Annotated in this window: 25 protein-coding genes and 2 pseudogenes; 13 read left to right on the plus strand and 14 right to left on the minus strand. The window is 59.2% G+C overall.

All coding sequences use genetic code 11. From position 1 onward, the window contains the following. Nucleotides 1–31: 31 nt before the first annotated feature. From C3F12_14300 to moaA, 9 genes are all read left to right on the plus strand, one after another. Nucleotides 32–1,114 carry a chromosome partitioning protein gene (locus C3F12_14300; GenBank protein PWB42375.1) on the plus strand — a complete coding sequence of 361 codons (1,083 nt, stop codon included), beginning with the start codon at nt 32–34 and terminating at the stop codon, nt 1,112–1,114. A 150-nt stretch (nt 1,115–1,264) separates the two neighbouring features. Next, nucleotides 1,265–2,725 carry a Fe-S cluster assembly protein SufB gene (locus C3F12_14305; GenBank protein PWB42376.1) on the plus strand — a complete coding sequence of 487 codons (1,461 nt, stop codon included), beginning with the start codon at nt 1,265–1,267 and terminating at the stop codon, nt 2,723–2,725. A gap of 134 nt (nt 2,726–2,859) precedes the next feature. Beyond that, nucleotides 2,860–3,630 carry a Fe-S cluster assembly ATPase SufC gene (sufC, locus tag C3F12_14310; GenBank protein ID PWB42377.1) on the plus strand — a complete coding sequence of 257 codons (771 nt, stop codon included), beginning with the start codon at nt 2,860–2,862 and terminating at the stop codon, nt 3,628–3,630. 24 nt (nt 3,631–3,654) lie between these two features. Next, complete coding sequence (gene sufD / locus C3F12_14315) at nt 3,655–5,013, plus strand: Fe-S cluster assembly protein SufD (protein ID PWB42378.1); 1,359 nt, start codon at nt 3,655–3,657, stop codon at nt 5,011–5,013. Next, on the plus strand, nt 5,010–6,281 hold the full coding sequence (locus C3F12_14320) for a cysteine desulfurase CsdA (protein ID PWB42379.1): 1,272 nt from the start codon (nt 5,010–5,012) through the stop codon (nt 6,279–6,281). The genes sufD and C3F12_14320 overlap by 4 nt, the downstream gene beginning before the upstream one ends. Next, the gene (locus C3F12_14325; GenBank protein PWB42380.1) at nt 6,281–6,757 is read left to right on the plus strand and encodes an SUF system NifU family Fe-S cluster assembly protein; all 477 of its coding nucleotides are present in this window, start codon (nt 6,281–6,283) and stop codon (nt 6,755–6,757) included. The genes C3F12_14320 and C3F12_14325 overlap by 1 nt, the downstream gene beginning before the upstream one ends. Before the next feature lie 103 nt (nt 6,758–6,860). Continuing rightward, nucleotides 6,861–7,172, plus strand: a complete 312-nt coding sequence (locus C3F12_14330) for a FeS assembly SUF system protein (GenBank protein ID PWB42381.1) — start codon at nt 6,861–6,863, stop codon at nt 7,170–7,172. A gap of 76 nt (nt 7,173–7,248) precedes the next feature. Next, nucleotides 7,249–7,590, plus strand: coding sequence for a hypothetical protein (locus C3F12_14335; GenBank protein PWB42382.1), 342 nt, complete (start codon nt 7,249–7,251; stop codon nt 7,588–7,590). Between the two features lie 142 nt (nt 7,591–7,732). Continuing rightward, nucleotides 7,733–8,752, plus strand: coding sequence for a GTP 3',8-cyclase MoaA (gene moaA / locus C3F12_14340; GenBank protein ID PWB42383.1), 1,020 nt, complete (start codon nt 7,733–7,735; stop codon nt 8,750–8,752). An 82-nt stretch (nt 8,753–8,834) separates the two neighbouring features. Here moaA and C3F12_14345 read toward each other — a convergent pair whose 3' ends face one another. The 8 genes from C3F12_14345 to C3F12_14380 form a co-directional block, all read right to left on the minus strand. Continuing rightward, nucleotides 8,835–9,101 (minus strand): prevent-host-death protein, encoded by a 267-nt coding sequence (locus tag C3F12_14345; GenBank protein PWB42384.1) that lies wholly within the window; start codon nt 9,099–9,101, stop codon nt 8,835–8,837. Further along, a complete protein-coding gene (locus C3F12_14350; protein PWB42385.1) occupies nt 9,098–9,424 on the minus strand; it encodes an addiction module toxin RelE in 327 nt (108 codons plus the stop codon). Before C3F12_14350 ends, C3F12_14345 begins: the two co-directional genes overlap by 4 nt. Nucleotides 9,425–9,648: 224 nt before the next feature. Further along, complete coding sequence (locus C3F12_14355; protein ID PWB42505.1) at nt 9,649–9,849, minus strand: hypothetical protein; 201 nt, start codon at nt 9,847–9,849, stop codon at nt 9,649–9,651. 353 nt (nt 9,850–10,202) lie between these two features. Next, nucleotides 10,203–10,490 carry a prevent-host-death protein gene (locus C3F12_14360; GenBank protein PWB42386.1) on the minus strand — a complete coding sequence of 96 codons (288 nt, stop codon included), beginning with the start codon at nt 10,488–10,490 and terminating at the stop codon, nt 10,203–10,205. 39 nt (nt 10,491–10,529) lie between these two features. Next, on the minus strand, nt 10,530–10,814 hold the full coding sequence (locus C3F12_14365) for a type II toxin-antitoxin system RelE/ParE family toxin (protein ID PWB42387.1): 285 nt from the start codon (nt 10,812–10,814) through the stop codon (nt 10,530–10,532). Continuing rightward, complete coding sequence (locus C3F12_14370) at nt 10,811–10,993, minus strand: hypothetical protein (GenBank protein PWB42388.1); 183 nt, start codon at nt 10,991–10,993, stop codon at nt 10,811–10,813. Before C3F12_14370 ends, C3F12_14365 begins: the two co-directional genes overlap by 4 nt. 300 nt (nt 10,994–11,293) lie before the next feature. Continuing rightward, on the minus strand, nt 11,294–12,214 hold the full coding sequence (locus C3F12_14375) for a hypothetical protein (GenBank protein ID PWB42389.1): 921 nt from the start codon (nt 12,212–12,214) through the stop codon (nt 11,294–11,296). A gap of 599 nt (nt 12,215–12,813) precedes the next feature. Next, nucleotides 12,814–13,053, minus strand: a complete 240-nt coding sequence (locus C3F12_14380; protein ID PWB42390.1) for a hypothetical protein — start codon at nt 13,051–13,053, stop codon at nt 12,814–12,816. A gap of 294 nt (nt 13,054–13,347) precedes the next feature. Between C3F12_14380 and C3F12_14385 the strand changes: the two are divergent. Further along, nucleotides 13,348–13,521, plus strand: a pseudogene (locus C3F12_14385) (cyclic pyranopterin phosphate synthase MoaA). A gap of 67 nt (nt 13,522–13,588) precedes the next feature. Here C3F12_14385 and C3F12_14390 read toward each other — a convergent pair. From C3F12_14390 to C3F12_14415, 6 genes and pseudogenes are all read right to left on the minus strand, one after another. Next, a pseudogene (locus C3F12_14390) lies at nt 13,589–13,919 on the minus strand (plasmid stabilization protein). Continuing rightward, the gene (locus C3F12_14395) at nt 13,919–14,194 is read right to left on the minus strand and encodes an antitoxin, Phd family protein (protein ID PWB42391.1); all 276 of its coding nucleotides are present in this window, start codon (nt 14,192–14,194) and stop codon (nt 13,919–13,921) included. Before C3F12_14395 ends, C3F12_14390 begins: the two are co-directional and overlap by 1 nt. 290 nt (nt 14,195–14,484) lie before the next feature. Continuing rightward, entirely contained in the window at nt 14,485–14,928 is a 444-nt protein-coding gene (locus C3F12_14400) for a putative toxin-antitoxin system toxin component, PIN family (protein PWB42392.1), read from the minus strand. Beyond that, nucleotides 14,883–15,146, minus strand: a complete 264-nt coding sequence (locus tag C3F12_14405; GenBank protein PWB42393.1) for an AbrB family transcriptional regulator — start codon at nt 15,144–15,146, stop codon at nt 14,883–14,885. Before C3F12_14405 ends, C3F12_14400 begins: the two co-directional genes overlap by 46 nt. Nucleotides 15,147–15,866: 720 nt before the next feature. Beyond that, on the minus strand, nt 15,867–16,199 hold the full coding sequence (locus tag C3F12_14410) for a hypothetical protein (protein ID PWB42506.1): 333 nt from the start codon (nt 16,197–16,199) through the stop codon (nt 15,867–15,869). Nucleotides 16,200–16,264: 65 nt separating this feature from the next. Further along, nucleotides 16,265–16,987, minus strand: a complete 723-nt coding sequence (locus tag C3F12_14415; GenBank protein ID PWB42394.1) for a hypothetical protein — start codon at nt 16,985–16,987, stop codon at nt 16,265–16,267. Nucleotides 16,988–17,627: 640 nt separating this feature from the next. Between C3F12_14415 and C3F12_14420 the strand changes: the two genes are divergently transcribed. Genes C3F12_14420 through C3F12_14430 form a run of 3 tightly spaced genes read left to right on the plus strand, consistent with a single transcriptional unit; the run spans nt 17,628 to nt 21,759 of the window. After that, nucleotides 17,628–19,046 (plus strand): aldehyde dehydrogenase, encoded by a 1,419-nt coding sequence (locus tag C3F12_14420; protein ID PWB42395.1) that lies wholly within the window; start codon nt 17,628–17,630, stop codon nt 19,044–19,046. Continuing rightward, a complete protein-coding gene (locus C3F12_14425; protein ID PWB42396.1) occupies nt 18,923–20,722 on the plus strand; it encodes a hypothetical protein in 1,800 nt (599 codons plus the stop codon). Before C3F12_14420 ends, C3F12_14425 begins: the two co-directional genes overlap by 124 nt. Nucleotides 20,723–20,745: 23 nt before the next feature. Beyond that, nucleotides 20,746–21,759, plus strand: a complete 1,014-nt coding sequence (locus tag C3F12_14430) for a ribonuclease Z (protein PWB42397.1) — start codon at nt 20,746–20,748, stop codon at nt 21,757–21,759. Nucleotides 21,760–21,824: the final 65 nt, after the last annotated feature.

A 21,824-nucleotide genomic window follows, 5' to 3' on the forward strand; every position in this document is an offset into this window, starting at 1 on the left:
ACGCCAGGTAACGGAGGCAAGCAGTAGAACAATGGTAACGAAACACGAGGTACTTGAGGCGCTCGCCACGATTCAGGATCCGGATCTCCACCGCGATATCGTGTCGCTCGGTTTCGTGCGGGATGTTCGGATCGACGGCGGTAAGGTCATATTCGCGATCGAGCTGACCACCCCCGCCTGCCCGGTCAGAAAACAGATGGAAGAGGGTGCGAGAAGGGTCGTCGCCGCCCTTCCCGGTGTAGAGCAGGTCGAGGTCACGATGACCTCCCGCGTAACGACCTCGCGTGAGCCTCAGCCGTCCTACCTGCCTGGGGTGCTCAACACCGTGGCGGTCGCCAGCGGCAAAGGGGGGGTCGGCAAATCGACAGTGGCGGCAAACCTGGCCGTCGCCCTGATGCGGGCGGGCGCCAGGGTGGGGCTGATGGATGCGGATGTCTATGGCCCGTGCATCCCGAAGCTGATGGGCGGAAGGGGGATGCCGGAGCAGACGGAAAGCGGGAAGATGATCCCACCGGTGATGCATGGCGTGAAGATCATGTCCATGGCGTTCTTCCTGCCGAAGAACGAGGCGGTGGTCTGGCGGGGCCCGATGCTGCACAAGATGGTCCAGGAGTTCCTGGGCCATGTCGAGTGGGGGGAACTGGACTACCTGGTGATCGATCTGCCGCCTGGGACGGGCGACATCCAATTAAGCCTGTGCCAAACGATTCCCTTGACCGGCGCCGTCATTGTCTCCACCCCGCAGGATGTGGCGTTGGAGGTGGCCTCCAAGGCTATCCTGATGTTCAATAAGCTGAAGACGCCGATCTTGGGGATCGTCGAAAATATGAGCTACTATGCCTGCTCGCAGTGCGGCCATCGCGAGGAGATCTTCGGTCATGGCGGGGCGAAGGCGGCCGGCGAGAAGGCCGATATCCCGTTTCTCGGTGAGATCCCGCTCGATCCCTATATCCGTCGGAGCAGCGACGAGGGGAGGCCCGTCGCCATGGAGTCGGCGGACTCGCCGGTTGCAGGCGCCTTTCACGAGGTCGCGGGCGCATTGGCCGCCAGGATCAGCATCGCCAATGCGGCTGCGGGGACGCTCCGGACCGCGCCCGTCATGGTGATGCGGTAGCGTAGCGCGCGCGCAAAAGGTCTGGCAAAACGGGGCTGATGGCGTTACAATATCAGGTCGCAGACGAGAGGTATCTGCTGGTCGCATATCCCGAAGGTAGCGAATCGACCGTTGGTATGAGGGTTGAACAGGTCAGGAATCGGTGAGGTGATGAGTCGTCAATCGAAGGCCATTGAGGCGCTGGCCAGTCAGGAGTATAAGTACGGGTTTGTAACGGAGATCGAGGAGGAGGCGGTTCCTTACGGCCTGAATGAGGAGATTATCCGTCTCATCTCTGCCAAAAAGGGTGAACCCGACTGGATGCTGCAATGGCGTCTGAAGGCCTACCGACATTGGGCGCGGTTGGAACGGTCCGAGGCGGAGCCGAAGTGGGCCAACGTGAAATATCCGCCCATTGATTATCAGGCTATTCGGTACTACGCGGCGCCCAAGCGGCAGTCCGATCGGCCCAAGAATCTTGACGAGGTCGATCCGAAACTGCTGGAGACGTTCGAGAAGCTTGGTATACCGCTGACCGAGCAGAAGCAGCTTGCCGGTGTTGCCGTGGATGCGGTCTTTGACAGTGTCTCGGTCGCCACAACGTTCAAGGAGAAGCTGGCGGAACTGGGGATTATTTTCGGCTCTTTCTCCGAGGCCGTGCGGAATCATCCGGACCTGGTCCAACGGTATCTTGGGTCGGTCGTACCGTATACCGACAACTTCTTTGCCTCATTGAACTCTGCCGTCTTCAGCGACGGCTCGTTCTGCTATATCCCGAAGGGCGTCCGCTGTCCGATGGAGCTGTCGACCTACTTCCGTATCAACGCCGCCGAAACGGGCCAGTTTGAACGGACCCTGATTATTGCGGATGAGGGTGCGTGCGTCAGCTATCTGGAAGGGTGCACCGCCCCGATGCGGGATGAGAACCAGTTGCATGCGGCGGTGGTAGAGCTGATCGCCCACGATGACGCCCAGATCAAGTACTCGACGGTCCAGAACTGGTATCCGGGCGATAAGGAAGGGAAGGGCGGCATCTACAATTTTGTCACCAAGCGGGGCAAGTGTCTGGGCCGGCGTTCCAAGATCTCCTGGACGCAGGTCGAGACCGGCTCGGCCATTACCTGGAAGTACCCGAGCTGCCTCCTGCAGGGCGACGACTCGATCGGAGAGTTTTACTCGGTGGCGCTGACCAACCACTATCAGCAGGCGGATACGGGGACCAAGATGATCCATCTCGGCAAGCGTACCAGAAGCACCATCATCTCGAAGGGGATCTCCGCCGGGCATGGTCAGAACAGCTACCGCGGACTGGTCAAGATCATGAAGGGGGCGACGGGCGCCAGGAACTACTCGCAGTGCGACTCGTTGCTGTTGGGCGACAAGTGCGGCGCCCATACCTTCCCGTACCTCGAGGTGCACAACAGCTCGTCGCAGCTCGAGCACGAGGCCTCAACCTCAAAGATCGGCGAGGATCAGCTCTTTTACTGCAAGCAGCGTGGGATCTCGGCCGAGGATGCCGTCAATCTGATCGTCAACGGCTTCTGTAAGACGGTATTGCGCGAACTCCCGATGGAATTTGCTGTCGAGGCTCAGAAGCTGCTCGGTGTCAGCCTCGAGGGGAGCGTCGGGTAACGGTCTAATTGGTCATTGCGAGGACCCAGCGCGAAGCGAAGGGGACGAAGCAATCTCACCGTCTGTGATGAGTAGAAGAACGGTGGGATTGCCGCGCTCCCTTCGGTCGCTCGCAATGACAAAAGTGATGGCGAATGCTCACAATTAAGAATCTGCACGTGAAGGTTGGGGGGACGGCGATCCTGCGAGGGGTAGATCTCGTCGTCAATCATGGCGAGGTCCATGCCGTTATGGGCCCCAATGGGTCGGGCAAGAGCACATTGGCCCACGTGCTGGCCGGTCGGGACGGTTATGAGGTCACAGCCGGTGAGGTGATCTACGAGGGGAACGACCTGCTCCCGATGCCGCCGGAGGAGCGGGCGCGTGAGGGGGTCTTTCTCTCCTTTCAGTACCCGGTCGAGATCCCAGGGGTTAGCACCAGTTACTTCCTGAAGGCAGCCGTGAATGCTATTCGAAAACATCGGGGCCTCGACGAGCTGGATGCCATCGACTTCCTCAACCTGATCAAGGAAAAGATGCGGCTGGTCGAGTTGGACCAGAGCCTCCTTAATCGTGCGCTGAACGAAGGGTTCTCGGGCGGGGAGAAGAAACGGAACGAGATCTTCCAGATGGCCGTCCTCGATCCCAAGTTGGCGATCCTGGATGAGACCGACTCCGGCCTGGACATCGATGCCTTGAGGATTGTGGCGCACGGGATCGATGCGCTCAGAAGCCCGGAGCGCGCCATGATCCTGATTACCCATTATCAACGGCTGTTGAACTACGTGGCGCCGGACGTTGTCCACGTGCTCTTTGAAGGGCGGATCGTCAAGTCCGGGGGACAGGAGCTGGCGCACGAGCTCGAGGCGAAAGGGTACGACTGGATCAAGGCGGAGCCCGAACCGGCCTCGCAGCCCCTCGTGTAGGCGTCCAGGAGAGAGCGGCAGTTGATGCTTCAGGTTGCGGAAGAGTTGGAGCGTTATCAGCGGGACTTTGAACGGTTCGAGCGGAACGGTACGAACAGTCGGCCCGAATGGATTCGCCGGATACAGGGAGCGGCGTTCAACCGATTTGTCGAACTGGGGTTCCCCACGACCCGGATCGAGGAGTGGAAGTATACCGATGTCTCGCCGATCGCGAAGATCCCATTTCTACGCCAGGAGGGGATCTGCAGGATGCCGGCCGTTGAACGGCTGGAGTCCTTTACGCTCCGAGAGGCGGCGTGCGCCCAACTTGTCTTTGTAGACGGCCATTACGCGCCGGATCGATCATTCGTGGGGACGCTTCCCCAAGGTGTCATGGTGAGCAGCCTGGCGAGTGTGCTCGCCCGCGACCCGGCCCGGGTGGAGCCGTACCTGGCTCGATACGCTGCCTATCGCGATCAGGCATTTGTCGCGCTCAATACGGCCTTTATGGAGGATGGGGCATTCGTCGCCGTACCGGAGGGTACGATCATCGAGGCGCCCATCCACGCACTGTTTATCTCGTCGACGTCGACCGGTGAGGCGAGCCGTTCCGCCGCCGTGTCGTATCCGCGGAACCTGATTGTGATGGGGGCGCAGAGCCAGGCTCGGGTTGTCGAGAGTCATATTGGCCTGGAAGACGAGGTCTACTGCACCAATGCTGTGACCGAGATCATCGGCGGCGAGCACGCGGCGATCGACTATTACAAGGTTCAGCGCGAAAGCGAGGAGGCCTTCTGCGTGGGCACGGTGCATGCGCAGCTCGGGCGCAGCAGTACGTTCTCGTCCCATGCGATCGACCTCGGCGGCGCCCTTGTCCGAAATAATCTGGACGTAGCGCTTGAAGGGGATGGCGCGGAGTGCGATCTGAACGGTCTCTACATGGTGACGGGTCGACAGCACGTGGATCATCACACGCGGATCGATCATACCCGGCCGCATAGCAGCAGCCGTCAGCTCTACAAGGGAATCCTGGACGGGCGGTCGAGGGGAGTCTTTAACGGTAAGATCGTCGTGCATCCGGCCGCCCACGATACCGACGCCAGACAGGTCAACAAGAACCTTCTGCTGTCCGAGGAGGCCGTCATTGACAGTAAGCCGCAGTTGGAGATCTTCAACAACGACGTGAAATGCACCCACGGGACGACCATCGGCCAGCATGACCAGGATGCGATGTTTTATCTGCGATCGCGCGGCATCGATCCGCCGGCTGCCCGGAGTCTGCTGACCTATGCGTTTGCGAGCGAACTGCTCGGTCGGATAAAGGTCGGCCTGGTTCGATCCAGGCTTGAGGCGCTTCTGCTTGCGCGGCTCGGGAACGGCTCGATGCGTGAGGGGAGATCATGAGCGGGGTTACAGGGGCGGTCGCGTCGACGACGCTGCCGGAGACAGGGACGACATTCGACGTGACGCGCATCCGTGAGGATTTTCCGGTTCTGCAGCAGCGGGTTCACGGCAAGCCGCTGGTCTACCTCGACAACGCGGCGACGAGTCACAAACCGACGAGTGTCGTCGAGACGATGCAGCAGTATTACCTGACGGGCAACTCCAATGTCCACCGGGGGATCCACCTTTTGAGCGAGCGGGCGACCGAGGCCTTTGAGGGCGCCAGAGCCAAGGTAGCGCGATTTTTCAATGTGGGGGACGTCCGTGAGATCGTCTTTGTGCGTGGGGCCACCGAGGGGATCAACCTGGTTGCCCACAGCTTTGCCGGACCGCGACTTACGGCTGGAGACGAGATCCTCATTTCCGAGATGGAGCACCACTCGAATATCGTGCCGTGGCAGATCGTCTGTCAGCGGACGGGTGCGCGCCTGCGGGTGGTGCCGATCAACGATGACGGGGAATTGCGGTTCGATGAATACGAGCGGTTGCTGGGTCCCAGGACGCGGCTGGTCTCGATCACGCACGTCTCAAATGCCCTGGGTACGATCAATCCGGTCGGGCAGATTATTGAGATGGCGCACGAGCGGGGTGTTCCGGTGCTTGTCGACGGCGCTCAGGCCGCGCCCCATCTGCCGGTGGATGTGCAGGCAATGGACTGCGACTTTTATGTCTGTTCCGGCCACAAACTGTTCGGTCCCACCGGGATCGGCGTTGTATTCGGAAAGGCCCGTCACCTCGAGGCGATGCCGCCATACCAGGGCGGGGGCGACATGATCCTGTCGGTGACGTTCGAGAAGACGATCTACAATGAGGCGCCGTTAAAGTTTGAGGCCGGAACGCCCCATATCGCCGGGGCCATCGGACTGGGCGCGGCGATCGATTATATAGACCGTATCGGACTGGACCGGATTGCGGCCTACGAGAGCGAACTGCTCAGGTATGCGATGGACGTCGTTTCCATCATTCCCGGTCTGCGCATCATCGGAACCGCAAAAGAAAAGGCCGGTATCCTGTCCTTCGTACTCGACGGGATCCATGCGCACGACATCGGCACGATCCTGGATCAGGAGGGGATTGCGATCCGGACCGGGCATCACTGTGCCCAGCCGGTATTGCAACGGTTCGGCATACCGGCTACCGCCAGGGCGTCGGTCGCGTTCTACAATACGCGGGATGAGATCGATGCGCTGGTAAAGGCAATCTCCAGGGTCGGCGAGCTGTTCGGCTGATGTCGGACCTGCGTGAATTGTACCAGGAGGTCATTCTCGACCATAATAAGCGGCCGCAGAATTTCCGGAAACTGGACGGCGCGAACCGTACGGCGGAAGGATACAATCCGCTGTGCGGTGATCAGATCACCGTGTACCTGCTGGTGGAGGATCAGGTGATTCGAGAGGTCGCCTTTCAGGGATCGGGATGCGCCATTTCGAAGGCCTCTGCATCGATGATGACGACGGCGGTGAAAGGGAAGACGACGACAGAGGTCGAGCGGCTGTTCGAAACGTTTCATAAACTGGTCACAGCCGATCCGGGGACGCCGTCTGATCTGCCGGCGGCGGGGGGCGAGGGCGGCCGCACCATGGGGAAGCTGGCGGCCTTTGCAGGTGTACGGGAGTTTCCGGTTCGAGTCAAGTGTGCGACGCTGCCGTGGCATACGCTGCATGCCGCACTGGAAGGGAAAGCGCAGGCCTCCTCTACGGAGTGACGGAGTCGCACAGTTCGGATGAGGGTCTACGAGGATAGTGTAAGCCTTCAGTGCTTGGAATTCCGAGTTGAGTCAATAACTGATCGCTAAGAGCTGATTATCTATGGATACGAGTGAGATCGAGGCGGAGGTCATTGAGGTCCTGCGTACCTGTTATGATCCCGAGATCCCTGTCAACATCTATGATATGGGGCTGATCTACGGTGTGACGGTGGACCCATCCGGACTGGCCAGGGTGACGATGACCCTTACGTCGCCTCATTGCCCGGCTGCGGCGCAACTGCCGGCTGAAGTCGAGATGAAGGTGCGGTGCGTACCCGGCGTGACGGATGCCGAGGTGAAGGTCGTTTGGGACCCCCCATGGGATCCGTCCAAGCTGTCTGAGGCCGCCAAACTTCAGCTTGGCTTCCTGTAGTAGGTAGTGAGGAGGTTCGCGCCTGTTGTCAGAACGTCGGTCAACCACAACAACCTAGAAAGCGAGGAGAGGAAGAATGGCGTACGTTGTCGCCGAGCCATGTATCGGCACCAAAGACCATGCCTGCGTAGATGTCTGTCCGGTCGAGTGTTTCTACGAGGGCGAGGAACTGCTGTTTATTCACCCGGAGGAGTGCATCGATTGCGCCGCCTGCGAGCCGGAGTGCCCGGTGGCGGCCATCTTTGAAGCCAGCCAGGTACCGGAGCAGTGGAAGGACTTCATCCAGATGAACGCCGATGCGTGCAAGGAGGGTCATACCCTGCCGGTGGCGGTCCAGCGGGCGGTGTGGGAAGCCCAGAGGGAGGAGGAGGGGAGCGTCGCGAACCTCTATTACCAGAAGTACCCCCCGAAGCACTAATCTGCAAGATCGGTCGTACGACGCGGCAGGGGCGATCTTGGATCTCGGTACCCGCGGTAGCGCCGGGACCCAAGATCGCGTCGGCTGCCGTGATCGCATGATCAGCTCGGATACCGAGATAACGATCTGAAAGGCTTGGCAGATGTTTCTTGACCTATTGAGCAGGCCGCTGCGCAGCTTGCGCCTCTCGGTAACGGATCGGTGTAACCTGCGCTGCCAGTACTGCATGCCCGAGGCGGAGTATGTCTGGCTTCCCCGCAAGGAGATCCTGACCCTGGAGGAGGCGAGTCGTCTGGTCGATATCTTCACCGAGCTGGGTGTCACCAAGGTGCGCCTCACTGGGGGCGAGCCGCTCGTCCGTAGGGATCTCGCCGCCCTCGTGCGTATGATTGCGCGCAATCCGCGAATTGAGGATCTTGCGATTACAACAAACGGACTGCTATTGGCCGAGGCCGCGCAGGCGCTCTATGACGCCGGCCTGCATCGGGTGACGGTCAGTCTGGACACCCTTCGTCCCGATCGCTTCACGGCGCTCACACGAAAAGACTCTCATGCACAGGTACTCAAAGGGATCAGGACGGCGCAACAGGTCGGCTTCACAGGGTTAAAGATCGACAGCGTGATCATGCGCGGCTTCAATGAAGACGAGCTGATCGATCTGCTGGAGTTCGGCAAGTCGATCGGCGCCGAGGTCCGTTTCATTGAATACATGGATGTCGGCGGCGCGACCCATTGGTCGATGGATAGGGTATTCTCCCGGGCGGAGATCCTTGACACGCTGGCAGGAGAGTACGGCGACATCAAGCCGGTCGTTGAGGCGGGCTGGGCGCCGGCCGATCGGTTTGTCCTGCCGGATGGGACGGTATTCGGCATCGTGGCATCCACGACGACGCCGTTCTGCCGCACCTGCGACCGGAGTCGGCTCACCGCCGACGGCACATGGTATTTGTGCCTGTACGCGCAACATGGGACCGACCTGCGGACGCCGCTGCGGGCCGGGGCGTCGAACGCGGAGCTGATGTCGATGATCGTCGCCGGATGGACCAGGCGAGGCGATCGCGGCGCCGAAGAGCGGCACGAACTCCGGAATCGGGACGTATCGGTCCCGGTCGAGGCCCTCAGGCACGACCCCCACCTTGAAATGCACACCCGCGGCGGGTAGGCGGAGTTAGCGAGCTATCCTCCTACCGCGCCGGATCCGGCCAGTCCGACGAACGCCCCTGACGAGAATCCGGAAATCCCTGTTATTGCGTCTCGGCTTCAACGGCTTGCCAGAACTCCTTATGTCCGATTCCGCCCTTTCTGCGCATCTGTTGGCGGGCTCGCCGTAGCAGCGCCTGTACGCGGGGCGAGTAGGCGAGCATCAACCGCTCTAACTCTGCCTCGTCCTCAACGGCCAGCAACACCGCCACCGGCTTTCCATGCCGCGTGACGACTACCGGGCTCTCCTCCGAAGCCTTCAAATACGCACTAAATTTGGCCTTCACCTCTGCGATAGGGGCGACCTTCATAACTCCACCTCTTCTGTGCCGATCACTAACCGGTTTCCGTGTTTGACGCCGATCGCAAGAATCTCTACCCGCCAATACTCCGGATCGATTTCATAGAAGACTCGAAACTGGTTCTGTCCTCCAAAGCGCAGCTCCCAGGTGGCCCCGAACTCCACTGGAAGAGTTAACGGCTTTCGATTCGTAGTCTCGACATCGGGCTCAAACGGCAACTGTTCCTCGATAGTGCGCCGAATCAACGAGTAGAATTTGCGCTCTATCGGCCGGAGTTGGATTTTGACTTGAGGCGCATAATGGATGGCAAATCGACGATGGGCCGACGTCATGACTAGAATTCTAGTCACATCTGGCGCGGTGTCAACGTTATTTTCGATCCGATGGCGGGGGAACAGATGGCTGGAAAGGGGTATGGCTGAACGTCAGTCTGGCCGACATTCTAGATGAGCCGCGTACGATCTCCGCGTTGCAGTGTTCATCGTTCAACGCCCGCATCATCTCAATGGCGTGTTTGATGTCGCGCTGCTGCAAGGAAGTTCGCCGAGCTATGCCCCTATTCGATCACCTCGGCGAGGTGCGTGTCCGTGAGAATCAGTGTGTTGACCACTGTCGAGATATCGGTCTTCTTCTTCCGAGCAATGCGTTGCACAAAGGCCATCGCCTCGGAATCAAGGTAGACGGGAAGGCTGAGTTTAAAACCGGGCCTGTAAAACTTACCCCGAACACCCTTGGAACAATCGTACTCTTTTCTCATCTCTTCACTGGCCATACTGTTTCCTCTCGTGCTTGGTGGCCTTCCGACTCATAATGACCCGTACTCGACACCGTTCCTCGTCGATTGGCTGCGCTTGCCATCATTGTTCTGTTTCCGCCGATCTCGACCGGTCCACCCGTAAGGCGCGGTAGGCTGGGATGAGGACAGCGAATCCCGGCAATCCGCTTACCTCCCCATCGACAGGCTACGACGTCCGGCGATACCGGCAACGTCACTAAGCTTGGTGGGTCGTTCCTCGATCCGGTCTGCTGAGCTTATGCGCAACGACAGGCTTTGCACGCGTAGCCTGTTCTGCTTTACTTTTTGCGAACAACGGGATGAACTGGTGGAGGTCACTTGTGCTTGGACCCAGCAGCCCGTTTCGCCGTCGTTCCGCCCCGGCGCCTCGTGATCTTACCCCCAACTCGCTGACGCATCTCACGGACGATGCCCACGATCTCCTCGGTGGGGATCTCGGCATCGATTCCGGGAACGTCGAGGGGCGAGCGCAGCGGTCGGTCAGGTTGAATCACGAAGACTTGGCCGTCCCGCCGCTTCACGCGAACGGCTCCCTCGCGTCGCGCGCGCTCGAGCAGCGATGCAAACTTTTGACGGGCCTCGGAAAACGTATAGACGGTCACGATTGCACCTCCACGGTTTAGTGGTGGCAGCCAGGGACCTCACAGTCGAAGTAGCCGGGCTCCATGAAAAACCGTGATGATCTCGATGGTGCCGGGCTGCAGGCGATACACGATTCGATAGTTCTCGTACACGACTTCTCGCAGCGATTCGTCTCCCACTTCAGGAACAACCCGCCCGGAACGAGGAAATGTTTCGAGCCGGCTTACTGCTGCTACGATCCGTTCAACCAGCAGATCAGCATAGTGGGCGGAGTCGCGCGCCACATAGGATCGAATTGCCTTAACATCCTCGATGGCCTGAGGCGCCCAGATGACCGGGGTCACTTGAGAAGCTGCTGTTTCGCTTCGGCGTGCGAAACCCCTTTTCCGGCGTCGAGTTCCGCGATTCCGCGCTCTATTTTGGCGAGGAATACCAGTCGTTCGATGGCGTCTTCCACCGTGGCATCAGGGGGTAGTTTTTCAATCGCTTCGAGGATGCGCTGCTTTGCAGTGCCAACTGGCATTGTCATTTCCTCCGATTCCCATACCGAAAAGAGATCAGGTTACCTGAATGGTACCGCAAGGCTGGTCAGGGATCAAGCTCTGCCGGCTGCTACGGCACACCACGCCATCAGCCTCAGTTTCCAACCGCAAGATATCGATCGGACTCAGAGGGATCATGCGGGCATCTCCACCGACTCCATGTTCAGGCAACTTACTGCAAAGCCGAAGGGGATATGGTTCCTGTGAGGAATTCCGCCAATAGACAGGTTTCGGCCGCGGCGGTGAACAGTCGTACCACGTGCCGACGGCTGCAAACCGTGTCAGCCAACCGCCCATTGCGTCTGGATCACAGCAAGATGTTTCCTTAGACCTTCCTCGATCTTGGCTTTCCCGCCGATCGTGTTGTCGTAGAGCAGAATTCTGAACGGAGATACGTCGAAAGGTAATTTCGTGTCACTTTGTGCGATAAGAACGGTAGGCTTTCGGATCGCATGCGCGTACCCCACCTCCCAAAACACGTTTGGATTTGCTGGAGTGATTTCGGCGACGACGGCTTTCGCCTCAATGATTTGACGTTCGATATCGGCAATGATTACACCCGGACCAGCAATCTGGTCAGCGCGAATTACCTCAAAGCCCGCCTTCTTGCCTACTGGGGTAATGACATCTTCGAACAAGTCGTCGAACGGCGGCGACAACTGCATGATCACAAACAGCTTTGGCGTTTCGGCAATGACTGAGAACCCGGAAAACGCGATGTCGGTAGGACCCAGAGCCCACAGGCCTGCCTGCCCCCGTGGAAGCGAAAAGGGTAGGTTGACCTCGAGGGCTTGTACGCCATTCAGGAACACCATAACCCGAGATCCTGTGACGAGTGCTTCAAATGCGTACGTGACATCCGGCTGAAGCTGATTCGGTGGTCCAGCGGCACCGTGGGTATTCCACCTTTGCCCCGCCCACGTTTGAACAGAGCATAACGCAAACCCTCCGAGTTGAGCCTGTACGAAGCTGGCGGACTGTGGCTGGTAAAACAGAATCAAACCAGCGGCGGAACGCTCGTGTCGTCCTCGGAATCGAATGTCTGCACGGATTCGGCCGCCTCCGAAGTACTGGTCAGATACGAAATTGGCTACTTCGAATCCGGGTTGGCCGTCTTGCAAGGTTGTGGTGCCGCCTTTGAAAACAATGGCATCCGGTTCTTCTTCGAACCGTCCGAGGAGCGCTAGCCACTGGGTGCTCATTGTCTCTCCTCTTCTCGACACTTGATCCGCTGTCGAACGTTTGAATTCACCGGCCTGCGCAGCTTTTCGCATAGGTCCGGTGAAATGACGGGTTGGGCGTTACTCACTGGCGTTTACAAGCAATGAGCATCGAACGCTCGTTTGTTTTTGTAGATGAACCACCGAAGCCACCTCCGCTACTGCCGACGCTGCCGCCGACGGCAGCGAAAGACATGTCTTCGCTGCTGCGGTAGAGAATGTCATAGCCAGATTCTTTACAAATTTCACCAGCCGCCGCGTAGCACTTGTCCCAACCGCGAGCTGTGCCGCTGCAATTCAGTGTGTATGCTTTGCGGCCATCAGGTGAATATGTTTCTTTGACGGTGGCACACGCGCCAAGCAAGGCGATAACTGGGACAGCGATAAGTAGGTGTCGGACGAACATGGATTTCCTCTTTGTTGTTGAGAGATGAATGGATTCTTGCTTCATGCGCATATCTTCACGTGATGCTGGGGTCTATTGGCGCCAAACTATGATTATGCTGATGTGTATAGCAGTCGCCCATGAATCCCCACGCTAGGCAGGATTGTGCTGTTTTTACTAGAACTTGTCAAGAAATTCAAGCATCGTTTATAGGGGTGAAAGTCGCCCCGACGGTTGACTCATGGGTTCGACAAGCCTGCCCTGAGCTGTCGTTCTCCTTCGACAGGGTCAGGATGAACGGCTCCAGCGCCCAAAGAAAAGACTGGATTCCGGCTCGCGCGCGCTGTGCGGGCTTGGCCGGAATGACGTCCAGGAATATGCAATGAATTTCAAACATACGACGTATTGTCATTGCCCAGAAAGCCTCCCGTGTCATTGCGAGGCGAAGCCGAAGCAATCTCGCAGTCCTTCAGGACAACGACGGTGAGATTGCTGCGCTCCCGTTGGTCGCTCGCAATGACGAGCCAGTGGCAGGACGGTCTTGCAACCCACTTTCATGCCCATGGGCGCACCGACGGCGTATTTGTTATTCCCGCGAAGCTTATTCCCGTAGGCTGTAAACGGGGAGTGGGAAGGCAGAACTCGCGCTATTCCCTGGATTCCGGCTCACGCCCGCTATGCGGGCTTGGCCGGAATGACGCCCAAAATATGCAACCGTTCCAAGCTCAGGATCGAGCTGCGGACGTCGCTGCGGGCCGGGGCGTCGAAGGCGGAGCTGATCTCGATGATCGTCGGCGGATGGACCAAGCGAAGCGATCGCGGCGCCGAAGAGCGGCACGAGCTTCGGAATCGAGACGTATCGGTCTTGGTCGAGGCGCTCAGACACGACCCCCACCTCGAAATCATACCCGGGGCGGGTAGGTCTGTCCCCGCCGATCTCGACCGATCCACCCGTTCTCCCTCACCAATCGCTACAACTGATTGAGCAATCGTCGCTGCAGTAAAGACTGCATGTCACGACGGCCGTCAACAATCAGTAGAACGTAGACGTTCTTGCCCATGATTCGGTAAATGATGCGGTAGGGTTTGAAGAAAACCTCGCGGTATTCCCGAATGCCCAGCGACAAAAGTTCTTTCGGATAGGCGCCCCGCTCGGGAGATTCGGACAGCCTGGAGAAGGCTTTCTCAATGTGTTCCAACACATAATCCGCTTTTTGAGGCGCGTCGTATGAAGCGATGTAGTCACAAATCTCGTCGAGATCACGGGCTGCCGTCATGGGTCAGAAAAACCGTAAACCGCATCAGCAAGCCCTACGTTGCTCGCGCAGGCGCTTGATCGCATCCTCAGCGGGCTGGACCTTGCCCTCCTCGATCTGGCGGGTTCCGAGCGCCAGGATCTTCAGGAGCGCCAGCGTTTCCTGGGTCTGCTCGTAGCTGTCGATGCCCTGTATGACGACCTTGGCTTCGCCGTTCTGTGTAATGACCAGTGGTTCCCGCTGCTCGCTCAGATTCCTCACAATTTCGGCGGCATGGGCTTTCAGGTAACTGATGGGCTTGATCCGTCCGGACAGTTTCATGGGACACCTCCTTTCTCGATGATGACTAAATATAGTCCATAAACAGGTCAACCATCAAGGTGCATCTGGATGACTCGACCTGGCATCAAGTTGGTTTTCGACTCGATAGAGGAGAGGAGTGGATGGCTGGGGGATAGATATGACTGAACGTCAGCCTGACCAACGCTCTCGATGGGCCGCGCGCCACTTACGACGGTTCGGTTTCGATGGCCTGATTGGCGGCGCCGCATGGGGCAACGAACGCCTATCATTTCCTAACGTCGGATATTGTACGCCCCAACAGCGCCTTCTCAAAGGTAACGATTCACAAACTCCCGGGGCCGTATGACTTCAATGCCGCGATATCCACTCACCCTTAAGAGATGCATATCTCCGCTGATGACAAGTCCTGTTTTCGCAGCCAAGGCGCAAGCCAGAAACTTGTCGTCTTCAGGATCATGACAGACTTGTTCCGGTAACCTGGGAGGTGATATCATCTCCGCCTCAACGGCGAGTAATGCCATAATCGGGGCTGGATCTACTTGTGAGTACTCCTTCGCCAATGTCTTCGAAACCCGCTGATATTCGTCAAGAATGTCCGCCGAAATAATCAGTTGAAGGCGGCCATGCCTCCATGCATCGAGGATCTGATACGGAGGGCCTGTGAAAAACACGCCGGAGATGAATACATTCGCGTCGAGGACAACCCTCACTTTTGCCCTCGGACCTTCCGTATTGCCGCCAAAACGTCCGATCGTTTCAGGCCGGCAGTTCGCGCTTGCCTTCGAGCTTCCGCAATGAGGTCATCAAACTGCTCCATGGACGGCGGTGCAATCGCCTTCAGGATAACCGTGTCCTTGTCTCCGACCACGACAAATTGTGCGCCGGCTTTCAAACTCAGCCGTTTTCGTATCCCCTCTGGGATGACCACTTGCCCTTTGGACGACATCCTCGTTGTTGCGACTCCAGCCATCTGCGACCTCCAGTTATACTGAAATCTTACCAGTAAGACTGTATACCTTTTCGGATGTCTGTGGCAAGATGAAAAATCTGTCGACTAGGGAACCGCGAACTTCTCTGCTACCACAGTGTAAGATGGGAGTGTAACTCGTCGTCCTTCCGGGTTTTGTATAGGAGTTGAGGGTGATGTCCCACGTGCTGCCATGCTGGTCCTGCTGCAGGCATGGATGCATCAGATGACAGACGGGATGGCATTAGTAATGTAGGGGCAGGGCTTGCCCTGCCCAACCGTGCCTGACCACGAGTCGGGCGCAGCAAGCAGCGCCCCTACGATCCGGATGGCGCAGCGACAAACCACGCTTTACCCGCGCCATTTCCAGAAGCGCCGATTCCTGGAGGGTTGTCCACGAATTCCTGTCAGGTTCTTCGGTGGTCACGTCTCCGGCTACTCCTGCTCGAAACCGTGGGTCTTGAACTTCAGGGCTTGGCAGTACGGTAGGCTGGGATGAGCACAGCGAATCCCGGCAATCCGCTTACCCCATCGACAGGCCACGACTTCCGGCGATCCCGCCACGGTTATTGAGCCGGGTTTCGTTTCCTCGATCCGGTCTACGGTACCGCCTTCACGAATGAGACGTGCGCATCGAGGACGAACGTGGGAGAGTGAGAGGCCACACGGTGCAACCCATGTCCCTGGACTTTTTATTACCTATTGTCCCGGCCGGTCACCCCGCTACTTGCAAACAAAGTTTGCGAGGTCACTCTTGCTTGACCCCGGCACCAACTCAAACCACTTTGTTGGATTTTCTTTGATGGCAGACGGCGACTCCTCGCTGTAGCCAAGCTCACGCATGAGAATAGTTTTGCAGTTGGTTTCGGTGAGGGTGTAACCGACGCTGTCAACTCCGACGCGCTTGTGGAGGGCGCGGACTATGTTGCCGGTCTTTTTCTTCTCCAGAAGGAAATACTTGCCCTTGTCACCTGCCATGCTGCGAGGAATCGGGACCTCGGCCTGTGCGGCAAGAGACGTTGAGCCAAAAAGGCTCGCGGCAGCAGCAAGAATGATGGCGCGACGTTTCATGGCTTCTCCTTATGGCTAACGTCCTAAGGATAACCTGCGAGCAAAACGAGTCAGGTTGATCCGCTTGTTCGGCGCCCCGCCGAGTCAGGGGCTATCAACCACTGACTGAACCAACGCGCTAGATCGGTTGCGACGAAGGTGTTCATCGCCCCGCTTTTCAACCCCCCGACGCCTGCATCAAGCAGCAGACCCTTTGCTGCAAGTTCCGCGCATGCCATCCGAAGAGCCGGTTCACTGTAGTGTGGAAGGGCTTCTGTCAAACAAAGCGGGGCAGTCTCGCGCGAGATATCGGAGCGTGCGAACCGGAGTTGAACCGCGGGCAATACCTCCAACGCGCGAGGTGGAGCGGCAAGGGCAACTTGGAGTACCTCCACATGTATGTCCTCCAAGTCCGCCAGAAGGCGTACTGCGTTCTCCGCATCATCCCAGGGCAGACCCTCGACTACCTGACGACTGATGATTGACGCAAACCGCGCACGCTTATCAGCAGAGCGACTGCGCGCAACCCTGTCCAGAGTCGTAAGCATCAGGTCGGAGAAAGCCTCGTCCTCGAGGTTCGCTAACGTACTCTCGACCGCCTTCAACCTCTCCTCAAGCCCGCCCAAGAAATCCTCGATGCGCTGACGTTGAATGCGTGCGACTCCACCTGCGAGGAGCGTGTCCAACGGACCGCCGACGTATGGAGTGGCCTGCACCGCGGCTCGCAGAAGGGTGAGTTCTGTGTACTTCTCACCCGCCTTGGCAATAACTTCTGGTACCTGCTCCTCAGTCACGATTCTCCCCCATTCATTGATCCGCCGAACTACGATTATGCTGGTCTGTATAGCGCCAGCCCAAGAATCTTCTTGATATGCGGGATTTTCCTGCCATTTCTCACTTGGGTCAACGGAATTTCGATAAGGGCCTGTGGGGGTTGGTAGGCTTACCTTGGGCGGTCATTGTCCTTCGACATGCTGAGGGCGAACGACAAGCGATAGTAGGAACCCAGCACCGAAAGACTGGATTCCGGCTTGCGCCGGAATGACGGCGAGAATGTGCGATGAATTTCAAGTGCACGACGTATTGTCAGTGCCCAGAAAGTCTCCCACGTCATTGCGAGGCGAAGCCGAAGCAATCTCACAGTCGTTCGCGGCAACTACGGTGAGATTGCCGCGCTCCCGTTGGTCGCCCGCAATGACGAACCAGTGACGGGACGGTCTCGCAACAGACTGTTATCCCCATGGGCGCATCAGGGGCGCATGCGGGAATCCAACGCTGAAAAGACTGGATTCCGGCTTACGCCGGAATGACGATCTCAGTTATTACCGGGCCCAGAAGACGCGACTCCTGATACAATATGAAGGGAGTCAGTCCATGGGGTGTGTACGTGATTGGTGACGACGGAAGCGGGAGGGGTGGAGGAGGGGAGCGGCGATGCGGATGTATGTGGCTGGGGAGTGGGTCGATAGGGCGAAGACGATCGACGTCCTGAACCCGTATGATGGGACGGTGGTCGATACGGTGCCGTGCGCAGAGTCCGGGGACGTCGAGAAGGCGCTGGAGAGCGCCGTCCGTGGCGCGCGGACGATGGCGAAGCTGCCCGGCTACGACCGGTATCGAATTCTGAAAAGGGCGGCGGAGCTGATTGAGGCGCGGAGCGAGGAGCTTGCCAGAACCATTACCCTCGAAGAGGGCAAGAGCCTGGCGGAGTCGCGCTTCGAGGTGAGCCGGGCCGTGCAGACTCTCATCTTGTCCGGTGAGGAGGCCAAGCGCCTGCACGGTGAGACGATCCCCTTTGACGGCGCTCCAGGCGGCTCCGGCAAGTTCGGCTTTACCCTGCGCGTGCCATGCGGGGTCGTCGTCGCCATCAGCCCCTTTAACTTCCCGCTCAACCTGGTGTGCCATAAGGTCGGACCCGCGCTGGCGGCAGGAAACGCGGTCATCATCAAGCCGGCCACCGATACCCCGCTTTCGGCGTTGAAGCTGACGGATGTGCTACTGGAGGCGGGTCTGCCGGCCGAGGGGGTTGCGTGTCTTACCGGTCGCGGTGGGGAGATCGGCGACGCGTTGTGCAGCGATCGGCGGGTCCGCAAGATCACGTTTACGGGGAGCCGCGATATCGGCGAGCGGATCTGCCGGATGGCGGGGATCAAGAAGGTCACGATGGAACTGGGCAGCAACGCACCCGTCATCATCATGTCCGATGCCGATCTCGATAAGGTGGCGACCGCCGTCGCCGCGACCGGCTACACGAACGCCGGGCAGGTGTGCATCTCGACGCAGCGGGTCTTGACCAGCGGGCAGGTCTACGGCGATTTCCTGGACGTGCTGAAACCCAAGGTGGAGGCGCTTATCACCGGCAACCCCCTGGACGCGCGAACCAGGGTGGGTCCGATGGTCCGCGAGCGGGACGCCATCCGGGTCGAGGAGTGGGTGCGCGAGGCGGCGACGAGCGGCGCGCGGGTCGTAACGGGTGGTGCGCGTCAGGGCGCGATCTATGCCCCCACAATTGTTGCCGACGTCAAGTCTGAGATGCGGATCTTCTGTGATGAGCTGTTCGGACCGGCCGTCGCGGTGACGCGGTTCGATACGATCGACGAGGCGATTGCGCTGGCCAACGACAGCATCTATGGCCTGGCAGCCGGCATCTTCACTGAGAACCTGGAATGGGCGATGCGGTTCGCCCGCGAGGTCGAGGCGGGCAACCTGATGATCAACTGGGGGCCGCAATGGCGCGCCGATCTGATGCCGTATGGGGGGTTGAAGGAGAGCGGCTTCGGCAAGGAAGGCCCGCACTACGCCGTCGAGGAGATGACCGAGCTCAAACTGGTCTGCTTCCACCTGGGCGGCTGACGATTCGTTCGTATTCCATCTCAACAGTGTGCAATGTAAGACTCCCTCTCCCCGAGGTATCCCTCTGGCGGGGAGAGGGTTGGGGTGGGGAGGTTCCGAACACCTTGTACCCGACCAGTAATCGTGACATCGACGAGGCACGCACCTACCATGCGGCCACCAAACACTCTTACTGGAGTGTCCGCTTGGGCGGCCATTCCCTCGACTGGGCCAACAAGCCGCGTCCATACAAGCTCTACCCTGGACTACCGGTCGTTTCCCTTCCGCACAATGTGACGCCGCCGGCCGCCGAGGCGCTCGACGCCGTTTCAGCCTTTCCGTCGACCGGGACGGGTGCCCTCGACCTGACCGGACTGGCGCAGATCCTGTTCTTTTGCGCAGGTGTGACCAAGAAGAAGGTCTATCCGGGTGGCGAGACGCAGCATTTTCGCGCGGCCTCCTGCACCGGCGCCCTGTATGAGATCGAGATCTACGCCGTCTGCAGCGATCTGCCGGGGCTGTCCGCCGGGGTCTATCACTTCAATCCTGGCGACTTCGCCCTTCGCCGGTTGCGGGAAGGCGATTTCCGGGGAGAGCTCGCCCGCGTGGCAGCCGGTGAGGAAGCGATCTCAGGCGCGCCTGTCACGCTGGTACTGACCGCGATCTTCTGGCGGAACGCCTGGAAGTATCAGGCACGGGCGTACCGCCACTTCTTCTGGGATGCGGGCACGATTCTGGCCAATCTGCTGGCGACGGCCGCCTCGGGGCAGTTTGCAATGCGGGTGGTGACAGGATTTCTCGACGCCAGCGTAGACCACCTTCTGGGTCTGGACACTGAACGCGAGGCAAGTCTCTGCCTGGTCCCAATCGGCGCAGGTTCGCCTGCGCCGCAGCCGTCGTCGGACATTCCGCCGATTGCGCCGGACACCGTCCCGCTCTCGAAACGGGAGGCGGACTATCCGCTGATTACGCAGATACGCGCAGCCTCCATGTTGCTGAGCCAAGAGGAGGTTCGCGGCTGGCGATCGGCCTATAGCTCAAGATCGGTACCGCCGTCGGGCGGAAAGTATTTTCCGCTGACCCCTCTTGAACGCGAGTGTCTTCCGACCCGGACCCTCGGTGAGGTCATTCTCCGACGAGGTTCGACACGGCAGTTCGCCCAACTGCCGATCACGTGTCGACAGCTCTCCACGATCGTTGAGCGGTCCAGCCGCGGGATCCCGGCCGACTTTTTGGGGGGACCGGAAACGACGTTGCTGAATATCTACCTCATTGTCAACTCTGTCGAGGATCTGCCGACCGGGGCCTTCTACTATTCGCCGGCTGAGCAGGCGGTCGAGCTGTTGAAGGAGGGGACATTTCGTCGCGAGGCGGGCCACCTCTGTCTTGAGCAGGGGTTAGGGATTGAGTCGAGTGCCGTTGTCTTTTTTATGACCGATCTGGAGCGACTCCTTCATCGCTACGGCAATCGTGGCTACGGCGCCGCCCAATTTGAGGCGGGGATCGTGGGCGGGAAGATGTACCTGTGCGCCTACGCGTTAGGGTTGGGCGCGACAGGCACGACCTTCTACGATGACGATGTCACCGCATTCTTCTCCCCCCACGCGCGGGGGAAGGTTACACTCCTGGCCGTGGCGCTGGGGCGCTCGGCCCGTACTGCCGGACGCATCAAGCTCCTCAGGCCAGGGGCCGGCTGAACAGTGGTCCGGGTATCGGCGGCATGACCAATCTGTTTCAACCCAGGTTGCTCCATGGAGTCTTCGGCGATCCCGGGCTCTATGTGAGGCTCAGGTGGGAGCGGCGCGCCCTGCTGCTGGATCTCGGTGATCTGACGGCCCAGCCGCCCGGTGAACTGCTCAGGGTAACCGATATCTTTGTCTCCCATACCCACATCGATCACTTTATCGGCTTCGATCACCTCCTGCGGATCGTCCTCGGTCGAGACGTGACGATCCGTCTCTTTGGACCCCCCGGCATCATCGCAAATGTCGAAGGGCGGCTCGCCGGCTACACGTGGAACCTGGTCGAGGGGTATACCCTCGTTTTCGACGTCTACGAGGTAGGTCGGGAGAAGATCACTGTGGCCCGCTTTCCATGCGGCAACCGCTTTGAGCGGGTCGATGTCGCGCCATCCTCGCCGTGTACCGGTGTGCTGATCGACGACCCGTTGTTTCGGGTCGAGGCGGTTCACCTGGACCACAAGATCCCGTGCCTCGCCTTCAGGCTGGTCGAGGCGGAGCGGATCAATATCGACCCGGAACGGCTGAGGCAACTCGGTCTGGATATCGGACCATGGCTGACCGAGTTTAAGCGGCTGCTTCGCGCAGGCGTCCCGGACGATGCGGTGGTCCGAGCCCCGTGCAGGAGTGAGGTCGGCCAGGGATTTCAGGAATGGCGGCTTGGTGATCTCCAGGACCAGATCGTGACGATTACGAAGGGGCAGCGGCTGGTCTATGTGACCGATACACTCTACTCCGACGAGAATCGGCAGAAGATCCTCGCCCTGGCGCAGGATGCGGATCTCCTGTTTTGCGAGGCCATGTATCTGGAGCAGGATCGAGAGTACGCGGTCCAGCGGCACCACCTGACAGCGCGACAGGCGGGACTGCTGGCCCGCGAGGCCAACGTTAAGGAGTTGGCGATCTTCCATTTTTCCCCACGATATCAGGAGTGTCCGGACGCCCTCTATTGTGAGGCGGCCGAGGCATTCGGTGGTCCTGTTCGTCCCAACTAAACCTTCCCATTCAGTGGCATGTCAGAGTGTTGCAACGGGGTGAATGGTGACGATGCCTGTCCGCT

It is taken from the genome of Candidatus Methylomirabilota bacterium, from assembly GCA_003104975.1.
Taxonomy (GTDB): Bacteria; Methylomirabilota; Methylomirabilia; order Methylomirabilales; family Methylomirabilaceae; genus Methylomirabilis.